The sequence below is a fragment of the Streptomyces sp. NTD107 genome (assembly GCF_059510435.1).
This window is the reverse complement of the sequence record NZ_JCAJZV010000003.1, coordinates 1-21,858: the sequence shown is the minus strand read 5'-3', so window position 1 is coordinate 21,858 and position 21,858 is coordinate 1. Positions and strand designations below refer to the sequence as shown.

General features: G+C 70.0%; 25 protein-coding genes. 11 read left to right on the top strand and 14 right to left on the bottom strand.

Translation table 11 applies throughout. The features are described from left to right. Positions 1-55 precede the first annotated feature (55 nt). Complete coding sequence (locus AC5WRL_RS07580; protein WP_496087571.1) at positions 56-592, top strand: hypothetical protein; 537 nt, start codon at positions 56-58, stop codon at positions 590-592. A 19-nt stretch (positions 593-611) separates the two neighbouring features. Here the strand turns inward: AC5WRL_RS07580 and AC5WRL_RS07575 are convergent, their stop codons facing one another. The 5 genes from AC5WRL_RS07575 to AC5WRL_RS07555 all read right to left on the bottom strand — a co-directional run bounded on the left by AC5WRL_RS07575 (position 612) and on the right by AC5WRL_RS07555 (position 2,519). Further along, the gene (locus AC5WRL_RS07575; protein WP_496087570.1) at positions 612-1,298 is read right to left on the bottom strand and encodes a pentapeptide repeat-containing protein; all 687 of its coding nucleotides are present in this window, start codon (positions 1,296-1,298) and stop codon (positions 612-614) included. Between the two features lie 38 nt (positions 1,299-1,336). Further along, positions 1,337-1,447: a multiple cyclophane-containing RiPP AmcA gene (gene amcA, locus AC5WRL_RS07570; protein ID WP_496087569.1), complete on the bottom strand. Its 111-nt coding sequence runs from the start codon at positions 1,445-1,447 to the stop codon at positions 1,337-1,339. A 75-nt stretch (positions 1,448-1,522) separates the two neighbouring features. Then, positions 1,523-1,915, bottom strand: a complete 393-nt coding sequence (locus AC5WRL_RS07565) for a hypothetical protein (protein ID WP_496087568.1) — start codon at positions 1,913-1,915, stop codon at positions 1,523-1,525. 5 nt (positions 1,916-1,920) lie between these two features. After that, positions 1,921-2,130: a hypothetical protein gene (locus AC5WRL_RS07560; protein ID WP_496087567.1), complete on the bottom strand. Its 210-nt coding sequence runs from the start codon at positions 2,128-2,130 to the stop codon at positions 1,921-1,923. Then, a complete protein-coding gene (locus AC5WRL_RS07555) occupies positions 2,127-2,519 on the bottom strand; it encodes a hypothetical protein (protein WP_496087566.1) in 393 nt (130 codons plus the stop codon). Before AC5WRL_RS07555 ends, AC5WRL_RS07560 begins: the two co-directional genes overlap by 4 nt. A gap of 106 nt (positions 2,520-2,625) precedes the next feature. Between AC5WRL_RS07555 and AC5WRL_RS07550 the strand changes: the two genes are divergently transcribed. The 4 genes from AC5WRL_RS07550 (at position 2,626) to AC5WRL_RS07535 (ending at position 4,458) form a co-directional block, all read left to right on the top strand. Next, positions 2,626-3,462, top strand: a complete 837-nt coding sequence (locus AC5WRL_RS07550) for a helix-turn-helix domain-containing protein (protein WP_496087565.1) — start codon at positions 2,626-2,628, stop codon at positions 3,460-3,462. After that, on the top strand, positions 3,459-3,650 hold the full coding sequence (locus AC5WRL_RS07545; RefSeq protein ID WP_496087564.1) for a DUF397 domain-containing protein: 192 nt from the start codon (positions 3,459-3,461) through the stop codon (positions 3,648-3,650). Before AC5WRL_RS07550 ends, AC5WRL_RS07545 begins: the two co-directional genes overlap by 4 nt. Before the next feature lie 16 nt (positions 3,651-3,666). Beyond that, positions 3,667-3,858, top strand: coding sequence for a DUF397 domain-containing protein (locus tag AC5WRL_RS07540; RefSeq protein WP_496087563.1), 192 nt, complete (start codon positions 3,667-3,669; stop codon positions 3,856-3,858). A 366-nt stretch (positions 3,859-4,224) separates the two neighbouring features. Further along, positions 4,225-4,458, top strand: a complete 234-nt coding sequence (locus AC5WRL_RS07535; protein ID WP_496087562.1) for a DUF397 domain-containing protein — start codon at positions 4,225-4,227, stop codon at positions 4,456-4,458. On the opposite strand, the gene mqnP is transcribed toward AC5WRL_RS07535, so the two are convergent. After that, the gene (gene mqnP / locus AC5WRL_RS07530; protein ID WP_496087988.1) at positions 4,455-5,372 is read right to left on the bottom strand and encodes a menaquinone biosynthesis prenyltransferase MqnP; all 918 of its coding nucleotides are present in this window, start codon (positions 5,370-5,372) and stop codon (positions 4,455-4,457) included. The two genes, AC5WRL_RS07535 and mqnP, sit on opposite strands and share 4 nt — an antisense overlap. A gap of 5 nt (positions 5,373-5,377) precedes the next feature. After that, a complete protein-coding gene (locus AC5WRL_RS07525; RefSeq protein WP_496087561.1) occupies positions 5,378-6,829 on the bottom strand; it encodes a menaquinone biosynthesis decarboxylase in 1,452 nt (483 codons plus the stop codon). Between the two features lie 85 nt (positions 6,830-6,914). On the opposite strand from AC5WRL_RS07525, the gene AC5WRL_RS07520 reads away from it, so the two are divergent. Then, entirely contained in the window at positions 6,915-7,358 is a 444-nt protein-coding gene (locus AC5WRL_RS07520; protein ID WP_496087560.1) for a PLD nuclease N-terminal domain-containing protein, read from the top strand. 22 nt (positions 7,359-7,380) lie between these two features. Here the strand turns inward: AC5WRL_RS07520 and ccsB are convergent, their stop codons facing one another. The 6 genes from ccsB to hemL all read right to left on the bottom strand — a co-directional run bounded on the left by ccsB (position 7,381) and on the right by hemL (position 13,864). Then, a complete protein-coding gene (gene ccsB / locus AC5WRL_RS07515) occupies positions 7,381-8,520 on the bottom strand; it encodes a c-type cytochrome biogenesis protein CcsB (RefSeq protein WP_496087559.1) in 1,140 nt (379 codons plus the stop codon). Further along, positions 8,517-10,295 (bottom strand): cytochrome c biogenesis protein ResB, encoded by a 1,779-nt coding sequence (gene resB / locus AC5WRL_RS07510; RefSeq protein ID WP_496087558.1) that lies wholly within the window; start codon positions 10,293-10,295, stop codon positions 8,517-8,519. The genes ccsB and resB overlap by 4 nt, the downstream gene beginning before the upstream one ends. Before the next feature lie 5 nt (positions 10,296-10,300). Continuing rightward, positions 10,301-11,071: a cytochrome c biogenesis CcdA family protein gene (locus tag AC5WRL_RS07505; RefSeq protein WP_496087557.1), complete on the bottom strand. Its 771-nt coding sequence runs from the start codon at positions 11,069-11,071 to the stop codon at positions 10,301-10,303. Positions 11,072-11,078: 7 nt separating this feature from the next. Next, positions 11,079-11,690, bottom strand: coding sequence for a TlpA family protein disulfide reductase (locus AC5WRL_RS07500; protein WP_496087556.1), 612 nt, complete (start codon positions 11,688-11,690; stop codon positions 11,079-11,081). 99 nt (positions 11,691-11,789) lie between these two features. After that, positions 11,790-12,443: a histidine phosphatase family protein gene (locus AC5WRL_RS07495; RefSeq protein WP_496087987.1), complete on the bottom strand. Its 654-nt coding sequence runs from the start codon at positions 12,441-12,443 to the stop codon at positions 11,790-11,792. A gap of 77 nt (positions 12,444-12,520) precedes the next feature. Next, on the bottom strand, positions 12,521-13,864 hold the full coding sequence (gene hemL / locus AC5WRL_RS07490) for a glutamate-1-semialdehyde 2,1-aminomutase (protein WP_496087555.1): 1,344 nt from the start codon (positions 13,862-13,864) through the stop codon (positions 12,521-12,523). Positions 13,865-13,984: 120 nt separating this feature from the next. Between hemL and AC5WRL_RS07485 the strand changes: the two genes are divergently transcribed. From AC5WRL_RS07485 to AC5WRL_RS07470, 4 genes are all read left to right on the top strand, one after another. Next, on the top strand, positions 13,985-14,596 hold the full coding sequence (locus AC5WRL_RS07485) for a hypothetical protein (protein WP_496087554.1): 612 nt from the start codon (positions 13,985-13,987) through the stop codon (positions 14,594-14,596). 112 nt (positions 14,597-14,708) lie between these two features. After that, a complete protein-coding gene (locus tag AC5WRL_RS07480) occupies positions 14,709-15,545 on the top strand; it encodes a hypothetical protein (RefSeq protein WP_496087553.1) in 837 nt (278 codons plus the stop codon). Positions 15,546-15,627: 82 nt separating this feature from the next. Beyond that, positions 15,628-16,386: a DUF3558 domain-containing protein gene (locus AC5WRL_RS07475; RefSeq protein ID WP_496087552.1), complete on the top strand. Its 759-nt coding sequence runs from the start codon at positions 15,628-15,630 to the stop codon at positions 16,384-16,386. An 83-nt stretch (positions 16,387-16,469) separates the two neighbouring features. Then, the gene (locus tag AC5WRL_RS07470; RefSeq protein ID WP_496087551.1) at positions 16,470-17,792 is read left to right on the top strand and encodes a DUF2637 domain-containing protein; all 1,323 of its coding nucleotides are present in this window, start codon (positions 16,470-16,472) and stop codon (positions 17,790-17,792) included. A gap of 59 nt (positions 17,793-17,851) precedes the next feature. Here the strand turns inward: AC5WRL_RS07470 and lysS are convergent, their stop codons facing one another. Continuing rightward, a complete protein-coding gene (lysS, locus tag AC5WRL_RS07465; RefSeq protein WP_496087550.1) occupies positions 17,852-19,588 on the bottom strand; it encodes a lysine--tRNA ligase in 1,737 nt (578 codons plus the stop codon). Between the two features lie 121 nt (positions 19,589-19,709). Between lysS and argS the strand changes: the two genes are divergently transcribed. Then, entirely contained in the window at positions 19,710-21,473 is a 1,764-nt protein-coding gene (argS, locus tag AC5WRL_RS07460; protein ID WP_496087549.1) for an arginine--tRNA ligase, read from the top strand. Positions 21,474-21,858 lie beyond the last annotated feature (385 nt).

Here is a 21,858-nt window from a genome sequence, read left to right as displayed (position 1 = left end):
AGAACATCGGTCTCGTCATCGCCGGTATGGAGCCAAGCATGGAGACGTCCCCCCGATGAGATACCTGTGGACCCGGAAGGGCCCCCTACGCAATCTGGTGGTCGCCACCGCGCTGGTCTTCACGTTGGGAGGATGTATGTCGAGCGGTATCAATGACCCACTTCCCCGGATGAGCCGGGAGGACGCCGAAGCCTGGGCCGCCCACTGGATCGACTCACTGGCGCGTACGGCGGGTGGAGACATCGCCGAGGAAACCAAGAAGATCAACTTCTTTGACTGCCTGGGAAAGAACGACGAGCTGGCCGAGGACGGACGGTTCGAGCACACCTACTCGGCTCGCGTCGTCCTCCCTCCCGAACAGCACGCGCAGGCCGTCCTGGACATCCGGGACACCCTGGTGGAGAAGGGGTTCGAGGTTCAGAGCTACCGCTCGGACCCGACGATGCGCCCGGCGAACCTGCTGGACACCCGGCACCCGCAGGACCGCCAATCGGTCACCGCCGCAGACTTCCCGGAGAACGAGAACCACCTCCTCCTCATCGTCTCCACCCCCTGCCTCCTCCCACCCGGCGTCGACCAGCAGCAGTTCTGACCCGGGGGCACGCGCCGGGTTACGTGTCATGGCGGACGTCACCGAAGGTGACGTCCAGTTCCGCCACGAGGGCCTCGGCCAGCTGCGGCAGCTGGGCCTGGTCGATGACGATCTGCCTGAGCGAGGAGAGGCCACGCAGCTGGGAAAGGTCGCTGCCCCGGAGGTCCAGGGCGCGGAGCTTGCCGCCGTCGAACTCGGTCAGCCGCAGATCGCAGTCATCCATCAGAGCGGCCCCCAGATCGGCGGCGGTGAAGACGGTCTCGCGCAGCGAGCACTCGGCGAAGATCGCCGGGCCAGCGGCCCGGACACGGGTGTACGTGCTGTAGTCGAGCTTGCAGTTCTCGAACAGGACGTTGTCGAGCGTGACGTCTTCGAGTGCGGCGCCGATGAGTTTGCAGTCACGGAACACGGCCCGGGAGATCTTGCTGTCGGTCCACCGCAAGGCGGACAGTTCGCAGCCCGTGAACTCCACCGAGTCGACGCGAAGCCTCTCCAGGCGGGTGCGCTGGGCCTTGAGGCCGGTGATCCGCCCGTCCATCAGGTGGGTGTCGGCCAGATCGAGATCCCGCAGGTCGGCGTCGGCGTAGTGGAACTCCGCCACCCGGCCACGGCCGCCCTCCAGCGTGGTGAGTTGGGAAAGGTAACGGCCCGGCCCATTCAGGTCGGGGAGTGTGACGCTCGTACGGCGGATGGTGCGGGTGTCCATCAACGGCCTTTCAGCAACGCGGTGATTCAGCAGCTCGGCTACTTCTTCTTGTTCCAGTTGTCCCATGTCGGGCGGTTGTCGAAGGGGGCCGGGCTCTTCGCCCAGTTGTCCCACGTAGGCCGGTTGTCCCACGCCGCTTCAACGATCACCGAGGGCGGGTAGTCGTGCGTTGGCCGTCAATTCCATGATGTGGAGTCTTGTTTCCTCGCCCCTGGGTGGCGTGTTCATGAGGGTGGACTTTCACGGGCGGTAATGAGGCGGTGCCACAGGTGGCCCAGTCGGGTGCGGGGGTGGCGGTGGCGGGTGCGGCGGTAGGTGAGGGGGGTGGGGCGTTGTGGGTCGTGGGGGCTTATGTACAGGGGCACCTTGATGCCGGTGGCGTCGGTCGGGGCGTCGAGCATGGCGTCGGCGTAGTCGATGATCGTGTGGTGGAGGCGGTTCACGCACGGCTCGCAGACGTAGAACTGCGCGTAGTGCCCCATGGTCGAAGCCGACCCCAGCCACAGCACCCAGGTGTGCCGGTTCCCGCACCACAGCCAGCAGCGGCCGAGCACCCATTCCGACCCGTCGCCCGGGCGGGGCGGTACGGGCCGGATGTCGGCCCAGGTCGGGTCCACGGCCGCTACCTGCCGCGCCGATGACGGGTACGGGTGGCCAGCAGGCGGGAACGCGCGTGCATCGTCAGGGCCTCCCCCGTGGCGAACTCCAGCCGCCGCCCGCCCCGAGTGGTCATCACCAGATCCGTGACCACCATCGAATGCCCGCCGATCAGGATCACATCACCGACCAGCACGGTATCGGCGGTGATCTCGACCACCTCCGGGATGCTCATCCCATCACCACCGAGGCCACACCCGCCAACTGCGGAACGGTCACCGGCCGCAGATCGGCGGCCGGCGCGTCCCGCTCGAACGACGGATCGTCGTACGCCCGCACCCGGATGAGCATCCCCGCCGTATACACGACGACCACCACGCGCTCATGCTCGGCACTCCACATCACCGCCCCCGGCGCCATGTGCTGCCGCGCCAGCCCACACACCAAGTCCGGCACCAGCCGCCGCACAATCCCCAACGACATCCGATGAACCGAAATCGTCGGCGACAGCCCGGGGTTGAGACTCACTTGCGTCACACAGACGCCCAACAAGGCCAGCACCTCGCGCAACTGATGAAGTTCCATCGGTTCGGGCCGATGTTCTAGCCGATCGGATGATGGCACGACCGCTCCTCTGCGTAGTGGAATAACTACCAGGAGGGTTCAGCGTGGACCACACGCGGGAACCAATCAACTTATCTGGCTTGCAAGAAAGGTTGGTGATGACCCGTTGAACCGCAAGGAGTTGAACCCGGACAGCAGCCCGCAAGCAGCATTCGGGGCGCGTATGCGCAGGTCACGGGAGGCACGTGGCTGGACGCAGGAAGAGCTCGCCGAACGGATGGGATATTCGAGCGCACATATCTCATCTGTCGAAACTGGGCGGAAGATTCCGACCTTGCGCCTTTCGCGCAGTGCGGACCGCGCCTTCGGCACGGCAGACACAGAAGAGACGTTTGAGCGCGAGTGGCGCGAGATCCGGCACGGCTCGCTGTTGGAGGGCTTCCCCGAGTACGTCGGGTACGAAGGCCGGGCGGCAGAGATTCGGTTGTACGAAGTCGGCGTCATCCCCGGCTTGCTCCAGACGCCGGAGTACGCGGCGGTCCTCGCGGGCAGTGCCGTGAAGCGGGGGGCCATCACCACCGAGCAGGCAGACGAGCGGGTCTCACTCGTCGCGGAGCGGCAAGCGGCACTGGACCGGACGCCACGACCCCTGGTCTTCGTAGTGCTGGACGAAGGCTGTATCCGTCGGCCCATGGGTGGACCCGCCGTCATGGAGGCTCAGCTGGCACGGTTGATCGAGTTCGCCGAGCTGCCCAACACGGTGCTACAGGTGGCCCCGTTCGCCATGGGAGAGCGCCGCCCGTTCAACCTGCCGCTGTACGTATTGACGATGGCAGACCGGTCGCTCATGTCATACGCCGAGTCCACCACCCGGGGCCATCTTGAGCGGGAAAGTACATTCATCCTGCCCATACTCACGGCCTACCATCAGCTACAGGCCGAAGCCCCCTCGCAGGCGGAGACTTTGGCGATCATCAACCAGGTACGAAAGGGCACCTCGTGACGACCGAATCCCCTCGTTGGTTCACGTCCTCTTACAGTGACAACGGAGGCGCCTGTGTGGAAGTCAGTGACAGCTTCGCCGCCTCCCACAGCGTGATCCCCGTCCGTGACTCGAAGCACCGCAACGGCCCCACGGTGGACTTCCCCGCTGCCTCATGGACCGCGTTCATCACCGACCTGAAGCAGTGACGGCGGAAGGCACCCCGTGATTACCGAAACCCCCCGTTGGTACACGTCCTCATACAGCGAGAACGGGGGCGCCTGTGTGGAAGTCAGCGACAGCTTCGCCGCCTCCCACAGCGTGATCCCCGTCCGTGACTCCAAGCACCGCAACGGCCCCGTGGTGGCGTTCCGCGCCCCCGCCTGGGCCGCGTTCATCACCGATCTGAAGCGGTGACCTCACAGCGCAGGGCCCGGCCGCCCCGGTCGTAGGCGGCCGGGCCCCGGCTTGGGGGCGTCGTGGCAGGGGGGAGAATCGGGCCATGGCGATATGCAGGAAGTGCGGTGCGGAGAAACGTCGTTGGCCCCGGTCCTGTCCCGCGTGCCGAGCGGGGGAGCACCGGGTGGCGGTGGCCGCGGAGGGAGCCGATATGGCCGTGTCGGTCGGGTTGTTCGGGTGGATCTGGCGGGGGGTTGTGTCCGCTGTGCGGCGGATCATCAACTTCTTCTGATCCGGTGACCGGCACCCGCCCGCCGTCGACCGGCGACCGCTCCGCCGGGTACGGTAAGCAGCGCTGATGTGACACACAGGAGGTGCCGCGCGATGGCGGAGATCCGCAATCTGGACCATCTCGACTGGATTCGGGCCGAGGTCGAGGACGGCAGTGACGAGCACTGCTTCGAGGTGGCCGCAGGGGAAGGCGACCTGATCCACATCCGGCAGACCGACGAGCCGGAGAAGGTGGTCACCACCACCCGCGCCAAGTGGGACGCGTTCTGCCTCGGGGTCCAGAACAACGAGTTCGACCACTTCGTCGAGGACGTCCCGCGCTCCTAGAGCACGGTCAGGCCGCGGGTCAGCAGGTCGGTCAGGGCGAAGACGAACAGGGCGATGCCCACGAAGCCGTTGACCGTGAAGAAGGCCCGGTTCAGGCGGGACAGGTCGTGCGGCTTCACCAGCGAGTGCTCGTAGACGAACGCGCCCGCCACCACCGCCAGGCCCGTCCACAGGAAGGGGCCCGCGCCGGTGGCCGCCGCGTACCAGATCAGCAGGGCCATCGTCACCGCGTGGCAGGCCCGCGCCGTGTACAGCGAGGCGGCGACGCCGAAGCGGGCGGGGAAGGACCGTACGCCCGTGGCCCGGTCCGTGGTGATGTCCTGGCAGGCGTAGATCAGGTCGAAGCCGCCGATCCAGATGCCCACCGCCAGGCCCAGCAGCACCGCGTCCCAGGACCAGCTGCCGGTGACCGCCAGCCAGGCGCCGACGGGGCCGGCCGCCTGGGCGAGGCCCAGGATGGCGTGCGGGAAGTCCGTGAAGCGCTTGCCGTAGGGGTAGACGACCATCGGGACGACCGCCAGCGGGGCCAGTGCCAGGCACAGGGGGTTGAGCAGTGCCGCCGCGCCCAGGAACAGTGCCAGGGTGATCGCCGCGCCGGTCCAGCCGGCCCGGACCGACAGGGCGCCGGTCACCATCTCGCGGCCCCTGGTACGCGGGTTCCGGGCGTCGATCTCGCGGTCGATGATGCGGTTGGCCGCCATCGCGAACGACCGCAGCCCCACCATCGCCGCCGTGACGAGGCCCAGCGTGCCCCACTCCACCCGCCGGCCCTCGCCGAGGAACATCGCCGTCAGCGAGGCGGTGTACGCGAAGGGGAGGGCGAAGACCGAGTGTTCGAACATCACCACGTTGAGGAACGCGCGCAGGCGTCCCGGCAGTACCGGCGGTGCGGGTTCGGCGGCGGCGGCTCCGATGGCGGTCACAGTCCGTACTCCTTCCAGCGGCGGTCCACCAGGGCCGCCGTATCCGGGTCCGAGAGCACCATCTGCGGCCAGCCGCCGTCGCGCGTGTAGCCCTCCTCGGGCCATTTCGCGGTGGCGTCGATGCCGGCCTTGCCGCCCCAGAACTGCTGGTACGAGGCGTGGTCCAGGTGGTCGACCGGGCCCTCGGTGAGCAGCAGATCCCGGGCGTAGTCCGTATTGCCCAGCGCCCGCCACGCCACCTCGTGCAGGTCGTGCACGTCGCAGTCGGCGTCGACCACGATGATCAGCTTGGTCAGGGACATCATGTGCGCCCCCCACACCGCCGACATCACCTTCTGCGCGTGTTTCGGGTACTTCTTGTCGATCGAGATGATCGCGCAGTTGTGGAAGCCGCCCGCCTCCGGCAGGTGGTAGTCCACGATGTCCGGGATGATGATCTTCAGCAGGGGGAGGAAGAACCGCTCCGTGGCCCGGCCCAGCGGCCCGTCCTCGGTCGGGGGCCGGCCCACCACGATCGACTGGAACACCGGCTTCTTCCGCATCGTCACACAGTCGATGGTCAGCGCCGGGAACGGCTCCTGCGGGGTGTAGAAGCCGGTGTGGTCCCCGAACGGGCCCTCCGGCAGCATCTGGCCCGGCTCAAGCCAGCCCTCCAGGACCACCTCGGCGTGCGCCGGCACCTGGAGCGGCACCGTCTGGCAGTCCACCATCTCCACCCGCTTGCCCTGCAAGAAGCCCGCGAACAGGTACTCGTCGATGTCGCCGGGCAGCGGCGCGGTCGAGGCGTACGTGACGGCCGGCGGGCAGCCGAAGGCGATCGCCACCGGCAGCCGCTCCCCGCGCCGCGCCGCCACCTGGTAGTGGTTGCGGCTGTCCTTGTGGATCTGCCAGTGCATGCCGATGGTGCGCTTGTCGTGCCGCTGGAGCCGGTACAGGCCCAGATTGCGCACCCCGCTGTCCGGGTCCTTGGTGTGGGTCAGGCCCAGGTTGAAGAACGAGCCGCCGTCCTCCGGCCAGGTGAACAGCGCGGGCAGCGCCTCCAGGTCGACGTCGTCGCCCTTGAGGACGACCTCCTGCACCGGGCCGGTCTTCACCTTCTTCGGCGGCACATGCGTCATCGCGCCGAGCTTCCCGAACGCCTCCCGCACCCCGGTGAAGCCGTGCGGCAGCTCCGGCTTCAGCAGCCCGCCGATCTTCTCGCTGATCTCGTCGTACGAGGACAGGCCGAGCGCCTTCAGCAGCCGGCGGTCCGTGCCGTACACGTTCATGGCCAGCGGCAGCGGCGAGCCCTTGACGTTCTCGAAGAGCAGCGCGGGGCCGCCGGCCTTGTTGACGCGGTCGGTGATCTCGCCCACTTCGAGGTACGGATCGACCTCCGCCTTCACCCGCTTCAGCTCCCCGTCCTTCTCCAGGGCCTTCAGCAGTGCGCGCAGGTCGTCGTATGCCATGCGCCTCAGTATTGCCGACGCATTACCCTGGCCTTAGTCAGGGGGCCCGCCCCGGCCCGGTCGACACTTCCCCAGGGGGACGATCATGCTCAGGGTACTGATGTATCTGGTACCGCTCGCCCTTGCCATCTATGCCCTGGTGGACTGCATCAGCACCAAGGACGAGGACGTCAAGCACCTTCCCAAGCTGGTCTGGATCCTGCTGATCGTCTTCGCCTGGATCATCGGGCCGGTCGCCTGGATCTTCGTCGGCCGTCAGCGCGGGGTGCCCGCCGGCGGGATGAGCGGCGGCGGTACGAACCTGGGCACCGGGCGGCGCTCGGGCGGCGGCTGGGTCGCGCCGGACGACAACCCGGACTTCCTGCGCTCGCTGAAGGACGAGAAGCAGCGCGAGGAGAACGCCAAGGACAAGGAACTCCTGGAGAGCTGGGAGGAGGACCTGCGGCGCCGCGAGGAGGACCTCCGCAAGGAGGACAAGAACTCCGACGAGAGCGGCGGCGGCAGCCCGCAGGATCCGCCCGCGAAGTGACGGCGCGCCGGCTCGTTCCGGCTCACAGCCCCGAGTACGAGTGCAGGCTGTTCACGAACATGTTCACGCCGTAGTAGTTGATCAGGTAGCACGCGAAGCCGGCGATGCCCAGGTAGGCGGCCTTGCGCCCCTTCCAGCCGACGGTGGCGCGCGCGTGCAGGTAGGCGGCGTAGGCGACCCAGGTGATGAACGCCCACACCTCCTTGGGGTCCCAGCCCCAGTAACGGCCCCAGGCGTTCTCGGCCCAGATCGCGCCCGCCACGATGGTGAAGGTCCACACCGGGAAGACGGCGGCGGTGATCCGGTAGGCGAACTTGTCCAGCGACACCGAGGACGGCAGCCGCTCCAGCACCGAGGTCGCCAGCCGCCCCGGGGTGCCGCCGCCCGCGAGCTTGTTCTCGTAGGAGTCGCGGAACAGGAACAGCACGGTGGACACCACCGCCATGTACATGAGCGCCCCGCAGGTGATGGCGAGCGCGACATGGATCCACAGCCAGATCGAGTCGAGCGCGGGCACCAGCTGGGTGCTCTGGGTGTACAGCACCGCGACCGCCAGGCCCAGGTCCAGCAGCACCGTGGTGACCAGCGGCAGACCGAGCCAGCGCACATCCTTCTTCGCCAGCAGGAAGAGCAGGTACGCGGCCACCACCGTCATCGAGAAGGCGGTGGAGAACTCGTACATGTTGGCCCACGGCGCCCGCTCCACCGCCACGGCCCGCACCAGCACGGCCGCGAAGTGCATCAGGAAGGCCAGAACCGTCAGTGAGACGGCGATCCGTCCGTACAGGTCGCCCTTCTCGTCCCCGCCGGCCGCGCCGGGACCGTCCGGGACGGCGTCGCGCCGCGGGCTCGCGGAGCGGGTGACGACGGCCGGCCGCTCCCGTACGTCGACGGCACCGCCCTTGCCGCGCACGGTCACGCTGACCGTGGGCGCGGCCTGCTGCGCCGGCACGGTCGCCGCGCCGTCCCCGGAGTCCCCGGAGTCCCCGGAGTCCGCGGAGTTCCCGGAGGTCAGGGCCGCCGCCGTACGGGCCACCTTGCTGCGGCTGCCGAACAGCCACTCCGCGATGTGCGCGACGAAGGCGAGGGTGTAGACGGCCATCGCCGTATAGATCAGATAGTTGCTGAAATCGGCGAGCTGCTCGCTCATGGCGAGGTTCATGCGCGCGCTCCTTGGGCGGGGTCTGTCTCGGAAGTCTCGGGGATCAGGGGGGCGTCCGGTTGCAGGGCGAGGGCGAGGTCCGCGAGTTCGTCGGGGATCTTCGCCGACTCGGTACGCCCCAGCGAGGCCAGTTCGACGACGGTACGGCCGGTGGCGGCGTCGCTGGTGGCCCGGACCCACACCCGGCGGCGCTGGAGCAGCAGCGACCCGGCCAGGCCGGCCACGGCGGCCAGCGCGCCGGTCAGCGCCCAGCCGTTGCCCGCCTTGGTGGTGATCTTGAAGGTGGCCCAGCGCTCGTACCGCTCGTAGGTGATGGTGCCCGCGCCGTCCGGCAGCTCCTTCGACTCGCCGGGCAGCAGGTCGAAGCGGAACGGCTCGCCGTCCTCGGCCGTGAACTGCTCCAGCTTGCGGGTGTTGAGCTGGTACACGTTCTGCGGGATGCCGGAGTCCAGGCCCAGATCGCCGTGGTAGGCGGTGAGGGTGAGCACCGGCAGATCGGGGTCGGGGAAGGTGGAGTGCGGGCCGCGCTCCGCGTCGATGTTGTAGCTGGGGTTGAAGAAGCCCTGGAAGCCCAGCTGCTCGGGGTCGCCGTTCGCGTCGAGGTAGTCGGTCACCTTCACCACCCCGGTGGAGGTCAGCGCGGCGTCCTGCGGCAGGAACGGCACCGGCCCGGAGAAGGCGGTACGGCCCTGGCCGTCGGTGACCGTGATGACCGGGGCGAAGCCGTGGCCCAGCAGATAGACCTTGGAGTCGCCGATGACGACCGGCTGGTTGGGCTGGACGGTGGCGTCGGTCTCGGTGCCGTCCGGCAGCCAGTAGGTGATGTCGGCGCGGAAGGTGGTGGGGGTGCCGAGGTCCGGGCCCTCGCGGGAGAACTCGGCGGTGAAGTCGTTCAGCGTGAACCCGAACTGATCCAGGTCGTGGTCCACGTCGAACATCGAGCCGGAGGAGAAGTCGTCGTACTGCGGCAGGGTGTTGGAGAAGCCGTCGCCGACCACCACCAGCTTGCCGCCCTCGGAGTAGAACAGCTGCCCGGTGCCGAAGGCGATCAGCAGCACGATGAGCGAGATGTGGAAGAGGAGGTTGCCGGCCTCGCGCAGATAGCCCTTCTCGGCGGCGACCGATCCGTCGGCCGGGGCGGGGGCGATACGGAACCACTTGCGCTTCAGCAGCCGCTGCGCCGCGTCCAGCACCTGCCGCGGCTCGGCGTCGCTGTGCCAGGTGGTGTACGCGGGCATCCGGTCCAGCCGGCGCGGGGCGCGCGGCGGCCGGCCGCGCAGCTGGCCGATGAACTGCCAGGTGCGCGGGACGATGCAGCCGATGAGCGAGACGAACAGCAGGAGGTAGATCGCCGAGAACCACACCGAGGTGTACACGTCGAACAGCTGGAGCCGTTCGTAGACGCCGCCCAGCGTCGGGTTGTCGGTCTTGAACTGCTCGACGAGGAGGGCGTTGGCATCGGTCTGCGGGATGAGCGAGCCGGGGATGGCGCCGAGCGCGAGCAGGAACAGCAGGATCAGCGCGACCCGCATGGAGGTCAGCTGGCGCCAGCTCCAGCGCGTCCAGCCGGCCGCCTCCCGGGCCAGCCAGCGTGCCGCACCGGCGGCGCCGGGGGCTCGTACCCCGCCGAACGACCCGGGGACGGCGGTGCCCGGGTCGGTGCCCGTGACCCGCGGGTCCGGCGCCGCCCCCTCCTCGTCCTGCGCCGGGGCGGTGGAGAGCCCGGCGCCGGCCGCGGCCTCGTCCGTAACGTTCGGGTTGTCGCTGGCAGCCATGGTGTTCAGATCCAAACGTCGAACTCGGACGACCACACCTGAAGGTCGTACACCAGCCGGTCCCAGGTACCGGTGAACAGCAGGACGCCGGTGGCGATCATCATCAGCCCGCCGATGCGCATGACCCACACATAGTGCCGTTTGAACCAGCCGAAGGCGCCCAGCGTCCGGCGGAAGAACAGCGCGGCGAGGATGAACGGGGCGCCCAGGCCCAGGCAGTAGAAGGCGGTGAGCAGCGCGCCGCGCCCGGCGGTGGCCTCGTTGAGGGCCAGGAACTGCACGGAGGCGAGGGTGGGGCCGATGCACGGGGTCCAGCCGATGCCGAACACCACGCCCAGGAACGGTGCCCCGGCAAGGCCGACACCGGGCTTGATCGGCAGCTTGAACTGCCGCCCGGACAGCCGGGGCAGCAGTCCCATGAACAGCAGGCCCATGATCACCATCAGCGCGCCGGCGATCTTGTTGAGGACCTCGCGGTGCTCCAGCAGGGTGCGGCCGAACTCGCCGAACAGCGCCCCGGTGGAGACGAAGACGGCGGTGAAGCCGAGGACGAACAGCAGCGTGCCCAGGAACATCCGGCCGCGCCGCGCGTCCTTGAGATCGGCGCCGCTCGCCCCGGTGACGTACGACAGATAGCCGGGCACCAGCGGCAGCACGCAGGGCGAGAAGAACGAGACGAGGCCGCCGAACAGCGCGACCGGTATGGCCAGCAGCAGGGCGCCGGTCAGTATCGTCTCGTTGGAGTCGGTGACGGCGGCGAGAGTGATCGCTTGCATGACCGGGTCACTTCTCGCTGATCTCGGCGAGCACCGGCGCTATGGCCGCGCGCAGTTCCTCCTCGGTCAGCGGCTTCAGCGCGCGGGCCGCGATATTGCCCTCCGGGTCGATGACCAGGGTGGAGGGGATCGCCTGCGGATTGAGGCTGCCCTTGGGGAATTGCAGCAGCAGCTTGCCGCTGGGGTCGTACAGACTGGGGTACGGTACGCCGAACCGCTCGTCGAACGAACGGGCGTTGGCGGCGTCCAGGTCGCGGGTGTTGATGCCGACGAAGTCCACGCCCTGATCGGCCAGGTCCTCGGCGACGGCCACCAGGTTGGGGGCCTCGGCGCGGCAGGGCGCGCACCACGAGCCCCACACGTTGACCACCAGGATCCGGCCCCGGTAGTCGGCCAGGTCGAGTTGCCCGCCCTCGGTGGTCTCGCCGCTCAGCTCCGGCAGCGGCTGCCGCTCACCGGCGGCGACATGGGTGATCTGGCCGGTGCCCTGCACCATGTTGCCGCCGGAGGGCCCGGCGGAGGCGCCGCCGCAGGCGGTGAGAACGGCGGCCAGGGACAGTACGGCGGCACCGGTCCCGAGGTGTCGTCGATGGCGCGGTGAGACGCGGCTCTCGATCATGTGAAAAGTTTCCCATGCGCCCCAGGGCGATCTTCCGCGCCCCCCTTGTCCCGAATCCGGCCGCGTTGAGCTGGGAAAACGTCGGGGGGCGGAAGCGGGCTACGCGCCGAAGCCCTTGCTCTGGCCCTTCTTCGGCTTGGCCTTGGTTCCGGCCCGCAGATGCTCGGGCACCAGCTCCAGCGCCGGCTCCGCGTACCGCACGGAGACGATCTTGTCCCCCTCGTACGTGAAGCTGGTCAGCGAGGCCAGCGTGCACTGCCGGTTGCGCGGGTCGTGCCACAGCCTGCGGTGCTCGACGTAGCTGCGCAGAATCCAGATCGGCAGCTGATGGCTGACGCACACCGCCTCGTGGCCGCGCGCGGCGTCCCGGGCGGCGTCGATGGCGCTCTTCATCCGCACCACCTGCTCGACGTACGGCTCGCCCCACGACGGCCGGAACGGGTTGCGCAGATGCTTCCAGTTGCCCGGGTGGCGCAGGGAGCCGTCGCCGACCCCGAAGCTCTTGCCCTGGAAGACGTTGGCGGCCTCGATCAGCCGCTCATCGGTGGCCACCGGCAGCCCGTGCGCCTCGGCGACCGGGGCGGCGGTCTCCTGGGCCCGCTCCAGCGGGGAGGCGACCACGTGCGTGATGTCGTGGCCGGCCAGCGACTCGGCGACCACCTCGGCCATCTTCAGGCCCAGGTCGGACAGGTGGTAGCCGGGCAGCCGCCCGTACAGCAGCCCGTCGGGGTTGTGCACCTCGCCGTGCCGCATCACATGGACGATGGTGCGCACTCTGTCGCTGCTGTCGTTGTTCTCGCTGCTCACTAGGTCATGCTCCAGATCGGTGGTCATGCGGTGGCGGTGGCGGTGGCGGTGTCGGTGGCCTCGGCGGCGGCCCGGGCGGCGGCCGGCAGCGCGTCGGCGATCCGCTCCAGGGCGCGGTCGTCGTGCGCCGTGGACACGAACCACGCCTCGAAGGCGGACGGCGGCAGATAGACGCCCTGCCGCAGCATGGCGTGGAAGAAGGCGGTGAACCGGAAGGTCTGCTGCCCGCGCGCGGCGGCGTAGTCGGTGACGGCGGCCTCGGTGAAGAAGACGGAGAACATGTTGCCCGCCGACTGGATGGTGTGCGGCACGCCTTCCTTGGCGAGCGCGCCGGCCACCAGGCCCCGTACCTTCGCGGCGGCGTCGTCCAGCACGGCGTAGGCGGCGTCGTCCAGCAGCCGCAGCTGGGCGAGCCCGGCGGCGGTGGCCACCGGGTTCCCCGACAGGGTGCCCGCCTGGTAGACCGGGCCGGCCGGGGCGAGGCGCTCCATGACGTCGGCGCGCCCGCCGAACGCGGCGGCCGGGAAGCCGCCGCCCATCACCTTGCCGAAGGTCAGCAGATCGGGTGTCACCCGATCCAGCCCGTACCACCCCTGGCGGCTGACCCGGAAGCCGGTCATCACCTCGTCCGAGATGTACAGCGCGCCGTGCTCGGCGCACAGGTCCTTCAGCCCCTGGTTGAAGCCGGGCAGCGGCGGCACCACGCCCATGTTGCCGGGGGACGCCTCGGTGATGACGCAGGCGATCTCGCCGGGGTGCCGCTCGAAGGCGGCGCGTACGGCGTCGAGGTCGTTGTACGGCAGCACCACCGTCTCGCCGGCGGCGGCGCCGGTGACGCCGGGGGTGTCGGGCAGCCCGAAGGTGGCGACCCCGGAACCGGCCTGGGCCAGCAGCGCGTCGACGTGGCCGTGGTAGCAGCCGGCGAACTTGATGATCTTCTCCCGGCCGGTGAAGCCCCTGGCCAGCCGGATCGCCGACATGGTGGCCTCGGTGCCGGAGGACACCAGTCGCACCCGCTCCACCGGGGGGATGCGGGCCACGATCTCCTCGGCCAGCGCCACCTCGCCCTCGGTGGGGGTGCCGAAGGAGGTGCCCTTGACCACCGCCGCCCGGACCGCCTCGACGACGGCCGGGTGGGCGTGGCCGAGGATCATCGGCCCCCAGGAGCACACCAGATCGACATACTCCAGGCCATCGGCGTCGGTGACGTACGGACCGGTACCGGATGCCATGAACCGGGGCACTCCGCCCACGGCGCCGAAGGCGCGCACCGGAGAGTTCACGCCGCCGGGGGTCACACTGGCTGCGCGGGAGAAGAGTGTCTGCGAAACTGGGGTGGCCTCAGAGGTGTGCGTCACGCGTTCCATGGTGGCAGAGCCCTCAGACAGCTGTGCGTTCGGGCGTTTCGCGAGCGCCTGTCGGGGGAGGTCCTTCTGAGACGATGATCGGGTTGCGCGGCGGGGACCGCGCCGAGGCGGGGCGGTGACATGCAGCGCGGAGGCGGACTGGGCGAGGGGGACCTCGGTCCCGAGCCTGCCCCACGCCCGCGCTCGCGCCGGGGCCGGCATCGCCGCAAGGGCGAGGGCGGCGGCCCGGCGGGCACCGGTATCCCGGGCGCCGCGGGCAGCGGCGGCGAGAGCGAGATCCGGCTCGGCAACGGCAGGCTGTCCGTGACGTACAAGTACTTCGGCGCCCCCGACGGCGCCACCGCCGCCCGGGTCCCGCTGTCGATGCGCCCGGAGGAGCTGGGCGGCGACGAGCTGGGCCAGGGCATGTTCACCCGCATCAAGCCCGAGACCATGGCCGCCATGGTGCTCACCGGCATCGAGGGCATACCCCTGCACCGGGTCCCGCCGCTTGAGCTGGTGGTGCTGCACCCGGACTACGCCGTGGTCAAGCTCCCCACCACCGCCGTGGACCCGCTGCGCGCCATCGGCGACGAGACGGTGGGCGCGGCGGCCTTCATCTGGTCCACGGTCCCCGACCGGCGCGGGCCCACCGACGCCTTCGGCGTCTACCGGCTGCTGAACGAGTGGCAGGACTTCTCCCGCCGGCTCCACGAGGCCGGCCACCAGCCGTACTGCCTGGTCTGGCCATAGCCCCACCCCCTCGCAAAGTCAGACAAACTATCTTATTGCGCCAACTGGGCGGGCGCCCGGCCGCACCTTGCGGTAGACATGTCTCCCTGACACCACCGTCCGGGAGGCAGCCATGCGACGCACCGCCCTCGCCGCCGTGGCCACCCTCACCACCGTGGCGCTCGGCGCGCTGGCCGCCGCGTGCAGCGGCCAGACCGGTACGGCGGGCGGCGGCGGTGGAGCCGGCCCCAGCGGCAGCGCCTCGGGCCCCGGGAAACCCGGACGGTACTCGGCGCTCCCCGAACCCTGCGGCTCCGTCAGCGACAGCACCCTGCGCCGGCTGCTGCCCGACGCCGCCGAGGCGGAGGCGTACCGGGGCACCCCCACCGTGACGTACGACACCGGCCGCCGGGGCGGCTGCACCTGGCTCGGCACCGACGCCGAGAGCGGCAACACCTTCCAGCTGACCGTCGACTTCGAGCGGGTCATCTCCTACGACCCGCAGGTCAGCGACAACGACCAGGCCGGACTCGACTTCACCGCCCGCGCCACCCGGGCCGGCCTGCCCGACCCGGACGCGCCGGACGCACCGGAGACACCGGACACCCCGGGCACGCCCGACGCATCGGCCACCGGCGGGCAACCGGCCCCGGACGGCCCGACCGGCGGCGCCGGCGGCGCGAGCACCGACAGCGACCCGGACACCACCGCCCCCACCGACAGCGACGGCAACCCCGTCCCCCGCGCCGTCAGCGGCATCGGCCACGACGCCTACCTCGACGACCGGCTCACCACCACCGCCAACGAGACCCGCCGTGACGTCACCCTGGCGTTCCGCAGCGCGAACGTCATCGCCACCGTCCGCTACGCCGAAACCACCACCGGCGGCGCGGCGCCCCCCGAGAGCGCCCCGCTCCAGGACGGCGCCCAGCGGGTGGGCCGGCACCTGGCGGGCGGGTTCGACGATTAGCACCCCCGGTGGGCCGAGGGCGTACCGTGCTGTGCGGCGGGCCGTCCCCAGCGCCCCCTGAATTAACGGAAGCGAAGAGATCATGCACCCCACCGCCACTCCCCGACGGGCCCTGCGGCGCACGCTGGCCTGGGCCGCCGTTCCGGCCCTGCTGATCGCCGGCTGCTCCTCCGCCCCCTCCGGTGACGACGGCAAGGACGACACCGCGGCCGGCGAGGAGCAGACCGCCCCCGAGCCCGAACCCGTACGGTTCACGGATCTGCCCAGCCCCTGCGCCACGATCAGCGAGGACACGATCGGCGAGATCGTCCCCAAGGCCGATCCCAAGGCCGGCTCGGCGCTCGCCTCGAACGACACCTCGATGACCGGCACCTGCCTGTGGACCGGGCTCAAGGAGTACCAGTTCCGTACGCTGACGGTGGCGCTGCGCCGCTTCGAGTCCGATCTGTCGCTGGGCAGCGGCGACGAGCGGGCACAGGGCTACGTCGCGCAACAGGTCGACGAGATCATGCTGGACCAGGCCAACAGCGACATCGGCAAGGAAGACCTGGCCGACACCGGCGACTCGGCGGTGACCCTCGCCTACCTCGCGGAGAACGACGACAAGGTGGACTCCCGCCAGCAGCGGGTCATCGTCCGTACCGGCAATGTGGTGGTGACGGTGGACTACTCGGGCACCGGCTTCGAGGGCGACGACCTGCCGGGTGCCAAGGGCATCAAGGAGCGCGCCGAGACGGCGGCTGCGGAGGCCGTGGAGCGGCTGAACGCGACGGCGGCTGCCGACGAGGGCGACAGCGCCGCCGACGAGGGCGCGGACACGGACAAGAAGGACGACGCGTAGCCGAGCCAAGCCAGTGGGTTCCGCGGTGTGCGAGTCTTGGGCCCGCGAGGGAACACCAGTTTCATCACGGGGGAGGCCCGCGGGTGGCCGCGATCAAGCTCACACGCTCACACCGCATCCTGGTCGGCATCATTCTGGCCGGGGCGGTCGTCATCGCCGCCATCGGCTTTGTCGGCTCGTACACCGCGGTCAAGGAACTCGCCGAGAAGAAAGGTTTCGGCGCGTTCTCGCCGTTCTTCCCCATCGGCATCGACGCCGGCATCGTCGTCCTGCTCGCCCTGGACCTGCTGCTGACCTGGCTGCGCATCCCGTTCCCCCTGCTGCGCCAGACCGCCTGGCTGCTCACCGCCGCCACCATCGCCTTCAACGGCGCGGCGGCCTGGGGCGACCCGCTGGCCGTCGGCATGCACGGGATCATCCCGATCCTCTTCGTCATCACCGTGGAGGCCGCCCGGCACGCGGTCGGCCGCATCGCCGACCTCACGGCGGACAAGCACATGGAGGGCGTCCGCATGTGGCGCTGGCTGCTCTCCCCCGTCCCCACCTTCCGGCTGTGGCGCCGGATGAAGCTGTGGGAACTGCGGTCCTACGAAGAGGTCATCACCATGGAACGGGACCGCCTGGTCTACCAGACCCGGCTGCGCGCCGAGTACGGCCGCGCCTGGCGCCGCCGGGCACCGGTGGAAGAACTCATGCCGCTCAAGCTGGCCCGCTTCGGCGTCCCGCTCTCGGAGAGCGCCGCCCTGCTCCCGGGGCCGGGGGAACGCCCCGAGACGGAACAGCGGCCCCGCACGCAGCAGCCGCCCCGGATTCCGCTCCCCGAACTGCCGGTGCTCCAGCCCCGCCCGGAGCGCGAGGAGTGGTACGAACCGAGGCCGCAGCCCGAGTCCGTACCCGAGCCGGAGGCGGCCCTGGCACCGGAGGCGGGCCGCGGCCCGGACGCGTACCCGAGCCAGAACGCGTACCCCGACCCCGACCCCCGTCCTGACCCCGGTCCTGACCCCGAGCCGGACCCGGAGCCGGATCTCGACCCGTACCCCGACGCGACGGTCCCGGTGGCCCCCGGCCGCCGCCGTACCCTCGGCCAGGCCCCCGCCCCCGGCCTGCTCCCCGCCCAGCGCAGCGGCACCGGCGGCGAGTTCACGGACGAGGAGACCCACCACCACGAACCCATCGACCTGCCGGCCGATCTGGCCGAGGACGAGCGCTACTACGCGGCGTACCACCAGTACGTCGTCGAGAACGACGGCTTCCCGACCCCCCGCCAGCTCTCCGTCATCCTCAACGAGCGCTTCAACGTCACCGACGCCGACGGCAATCTGCTCAGCGAGCAGCACGTGCGCAGCGTCATGCGCACCTACGGCTTCAAGGAGCGCTACAACGCCGCCATGGGCACCAGCGTGTAACGGCCGTCGGCCCCCGCGCCGAAGCGAGGGGGCCGACGCCGTACCACCAACGAAATCCGCTAACCGCCCAGCAGCAGCCGGACCCGGTCCGCCCCCACCGCCAGCAGCAGCGTGGGCAGCCGCGGCCCGGTCTCCTTGCCGACCAGCAGCCGGTAGAGCAGCGCGAAGAAGCCGCGCTGCGCCACCTTCAGCTCCGGAGTCGGCTTCGCGTCCGGGTCGAGCCCGGCCTGGATCTTCGGCACCCCGTACACCAGCGTCGTCAGACCGTCCAGCGACCAGTGGTCGGCGAGGCCGTCCCGCAGCAGCCGCAGCGACTCGCGCTGCGCCTCGTCCAGCGAGCCCAGCAGCTCGGCGTCGGGCTCGCGGCGCACCTGGGTGCGCGCCTCGGCGGGCATCTGGGTGGCCACCCAGTGCGCGGCCCGGTCGAGCCGCGGCCGGGTCTCGTCCAGGTCGGTCACCGGGTGCGCCGGGTCGAGTTCGCTCAGGATCCGCAGCGTCTGCTCGTCGTCGCCGGTGGTGATGTCCACCACCGAGGCCAGCATCCGGTACGGCAGCCGGCGCGGGGTGCCGGGCAGTTCGCCCGCCGCCGTGCCGATCGCCCGCCGGTACGCGGCCACGTCCGCCGGCTGGGCCGCGCCGTCGGCGACCTTCTTCGCCAGCGCGTCCCACTCGTCGTAGGTGCGCTGGATCTCGCCGTCGAAGGCGATCTTGAACGACTGGTTGGGCTTGCGGCGCGCGTACAGCCAGCGCAGCAGCGGCGCCTCCATGATCTCCAGCGCGTCGGCGGCGATCGGCACACCGCCCTTGGAGCTGGACATCTTCGCCATGCCGCTGATGCCGACGAAGGCGTACATCGGGCCGATGGGCTGCTTGGCGCCGAAGATCTCGGAGACCAGCTGCCCGCCGACGATCCACGAGGAGCCGGGCGAGTGGTGGTCCACACCCGAGGGCTCGAACACCACGCCCTCGTACGCCCAGCGCATCGGCCAGTCGACCTTCCACACCAGCTTGCCGTGGTCGAACGTGCTGAGCTTCACGGTCTCGCCGTGCCCGCACGCGTCGCAGCGGTACGTCAGCTCGGTGGTCTCGTCGTCGTACCCGGTGACCGTGGTCATGTCCCGCTCGCAGACGGTGCAGTACGGCTTGTACGGGTAGTACGCGCCGCTGCCCGCCGCGCTGCCGTCGTCCTCGGCGGCGGCGCCCGAGCCCTCGGCGGCGGCCAGTTCGGCCTCGTCGACGGGCTTCTGGGAGGACTTGGCGGCCGGCTTGGCCTTCTCCTTGGTCCGGTACCGCTCCAGCACGGCGTCGATCCGCCGCCGCTCACGCATCGCGAACAGAATCTGCTCGCGGTAGGTGCCCGAGGTGTACTGCTCGGTCTGGCTGATCGCCCGCACCTCGATGCCCAGCTCGGCCAGCGCCGTCAGCATCGGCGCCTTGAAGTGCTCGGCCCAGCTGCCGTACGGGCTGCCGGGCGGCGCCGGTACGGAGGTCAGCGGCTTGCCGATGTGCTCCGCCCAGGACGCGTCGACCCCGTCGACCCCGGCCGGCACCTTGCGGAACCGGTCGTAGTCGTCCCAGGAGAGCAGGTGTACGCACGCGATCCCGCGCCGCTTGATCTCGTCCGCCACCAGGTGCGGCACCATGACCTCGCGCAGATTGCCCAGGTGGATCGGCCCCGACGGGCTGAGGCCCGAGGCGCAGACAACGGGTTTGCCGGGCGCGCGCAGCTCCGCCTCGGCGATGACCTCGTCCGCGAGTCGGGAGACCCAGTCGGTCTCCGGGGTGGTCCGATCCACTGCTGAGCACTTCCTTCTTCCGAAATGGGGTGGCGGTCGCCGTGGGATACTGACGAGGATTCTCATCAATCCGCGGTGAATCCGCGAATCCATTGTCACCTACGGAACGGCTCACTCGCCCATGTCCTCGGTCCCGTCCCTCGCCTCCGTCGTCAACCAGCGGCTCACCGACGCCCTCCGGGCCACCCGCCCCGAGGCCGCCGACGCGGACCCGCTGCTGCGCCGGAGCGACCGGGCGGACTTCCAGGCGAACGGGATGCTGGCGCTGGCGAAGCGGCTGAAGTCCAACCCGAGAGAGCTGGCCGCGGCGGTGGTGGCCGAGGTCACCACGGACGGGCCGGTCAAGGACGTCGAGGTCTCCGGCCCCGGCTTCCTCAACATCACCGTCACCGACGAGGCGATCACCGCCAACCTCGCCGCGCGCGCCGCCGACGACCGGCTCGGGGTGCCGTACACCGAGCACCCGGGCACGATGATCATCGAGTACTCGCAGCCGAACGTGGCCAAGGAGATGCACGTCGGCCATCTGCGCTCCACGGTGATCGGTGACGCACTCGTGCGGCTGATGGAGCACCGGGGCGAGAAGGTCATCCGGCGCAACCACATCGGCGACTGGGGCACCCAGTTCGGGATGCTCATCCAGTATCTGATCGAGCACCCGGCCGAGTTGGAGCACGAGGGCGGTACGGGGTCGGGCAGCGCGGCGATCTCCCGGCTGAACCACCTCTACCGGGCCTCGCGGGCCGTCTTCGACTCGGACGCCGAGTTCAAGGAGCGGGCGCGGCGCCGGGTGGTGGAGCTCCAGGCGGGCGACCCGGAGACGCTGGCGCTGTGGCAGAAGATCGTCGATGAGTCGAAGCTGTACTTCAACGCGGTCTACGACCGGCTGGATGTGCTGCTGACGGACGACGACGTGGTCGGCGAGTCGGCCTACAACGCCGATCTGCCCACGCTCGCCGCCGAGTTGGAGGCATCGGGGGTGGCGGTCCGGTCGGACGGCGCGCTGTGCGTGTTCTTCGACGACATCAAGGGCCCGGACGACCGCCCCGTACCGCTGATCGTGCAGAAGGCGGACGGCGGCTTCGGCTACGCGGCCACCGACCTCGCCGCGATCCGCAACCGGGTGGGTGTGCTGGGCGCCGACACCATGCTCTACATCGTGGACGCGCGGCAGTCGCTGCACTTCAAGATGGTCTTCGAGACGGCCCGGCGGGCCGGCTGGCTGCCGGACGGGGTGGCGCACCACCTGCCGTTCGGGTCGGTGCTGGGGAAGGACGGCAAGCCGTTCAAGACCCGGGCGGGCGAGACGGTCCGGCTGATGGATCTGCTCGACGAGGCGGTGGAGCGGGCCGGGTCGGTCGTACGCGAGAAGGCGCCCGATCTTCCCGAGGCCGAAGTCGCCGAGCGGGCCACCCGGGTGGGCATCGGCGCGGTGAAGTACGCGGACCTGTCGACGTCCAGGTCGCGTGACTACATCTTCGATCTCGACCGGATGGTGTCGCTGAACGGCGACACGAGTGTCTATCTCCAGTACGCGTATGCGCGGATCCAGTCGATCCTGCGGCGCGGGCGCGAGCAGGGCATCACGCGTGCGGTGGCGCACCCGGAGCTGCCGCTGGCGCCGGCTGAGCGGGCGCTGGGGCTGCATCTGGACGAGTTCGCGCAGACGCTGGACGAGGTGGCGCGGCACTACGAGCCGCACCGGCTGGCGGGGTATCTGTACGCGCTGGCCTCGCACTACGCCACGTTCTACGAGAACTGCCCGGTGCTGAAGGCGGACACCCCGCAGACGGTGGAGAACCGGCTGCTGCTGTGCGAGCTGACGGCGCGCACGCTGCACCGGGGCATGTCGCTGCTGGGCATCGAGACGCCCGAGCGCCTGTAGCTCCTCTGATCGTTACGGATCGGGGGCGGTGGAAAGCTGCCAGAAACCTGGCGTTTCCCCGCCCCCTTTTTGGTTTGTGCTGCTGAATACCGCTTCGAAATAACGCCTGTTGTGTCGGCGCGTGACCGCTGCATGACATATACGTGACAAACACCTACACCCCCTTGCCGGTCTCCTCTGTCACGGCGAATGATTTCGGCTGAGCGCTCGCGGGTGTCATGCCCACGATCATCACGCTCGTACTGCATCGCCGTTCCCCCACCGCAGCACCTCTATGAGGAGGACCCCTCAGATGGCAGTGATGCGCAAGACCGTTCTTGCCACCGCCGCAGTTCTGGCGCTCGGCGTAGCCGTGGCCCTGCCCGCGCAGGCCAGTCCCGGCTCC

Bases quoted from the DNA above. Each gene is read 5' to 3' on its own strand.
- AC5WRL_RS07580 (WP_496087571.1), top strand. From the start codon at position 56: ATGAGATACCTGTGGACCCGGAAGGGCCCCCTACGCAATCTGGTGGTC.
- AC5WRL_RS07575 (WP_496087570.1), bottom strand. From the start codon at position 1,298: ATGGACACCCGCACCATCCGCCGTACGAGCGTCACACTCCCCGACCTG.
- AC5WRL_RS07560 (WP_496087567.1), bottom strand. From the start codon at position 2,130: ATGAGCATCCCGGAGGTGGTCGAGATCACCGCCGATACCGTGCTGGTC.
- AC5WRL_RS07535 (WP_496087562.1), top strand. From the start codon at position 4,225: ATGGCGGAGATCCGCAATCTGGACCATCTCGACTGGATTCGGGCCGAG.
- AC5WRL_RS07525 (WP_496087561.1), bottom strand. From the start codon at position 6,829: ATGGCATACGACGACCTGCGCGCACTGCTGAAGGCCCTGGAGAAGGAC.
- AC5WRL_RS07520 (WP_496087560.1), top strand. From the start codon at position 6,915: ATGCTCAGGGTACTGATGTATCTGGTACCGCTCGCCCTTGCCATCTAT.
- ccsB (WP_496087559.1), bottom strand. From the start codon at position 8,520: ATGAACCTCGCCATGAGCGAGCAGCTCGCCGATTTCAGCAACTATCTG.
- resB (WP_496087558.1), bottom strand. From the start codon at position 10,295: ATGGCTGCCAGCGACAACCCGAACGTTACGGACGAGGCCGCGGCCGGC.
- AC5WRL_RS07505 (WP_496087557.1), bottom strand. From the start codon at position 11,071: ATGCAAGCGATCACTCTCGCCGCCGTCACCGACTCCAACGAGACGATA.
- AC5WRL_RS07500 (WP_496087556.1), bottom strand. From the start codon at position 11,690: ATGATCGAGAGCCGCGTCTCACCGCGCCATCGACGACACCTCGGGACC.
- AC5WRL_RS07495 (WP_496087987.1), bottom strand. From the start codon at position 12,443: ATGCGGCACGGCGAGGTGCACAACCCCGACGGGCTGCTGTACGGGCGG.
- hemL (WP_496087555.1), bottom strand. From the start codon at position 13,864: ATGGAACGCGTGACGCACACCTCTGAGGCCACCCCAGTTTCGCAGACA.
- AC5WRL_RS07485 (WP_496087554.1), top strand. From the start codon at position 13,985: ATGCAGCGCGGAGGCGGACTGGGCGAGGGGGACCTCGGTCCCGAGCCT.
- AC5WRL_RS07480 (WP_496087553.1), top strand. From the start codon at position 14,709: ATGCGACGCACCGCCCTCGCCGCCGTGGCCACCCTCACCACCGTGGCG.
- AC5WRL_RS07475 (WP_496087552.1), top strand. From the start codon at position 15,628: ATGCACCCCACCGCCACTCCCCGACGGGCCCTGCGGCGCACGCTGGCC.
- argS (WP_496087549.1), top strand. From the start codon at position 19,710: ATGTCCTCGGTCCCGTCCCTCGCCTCCGTCGTCAACCAGCGGCTCACC.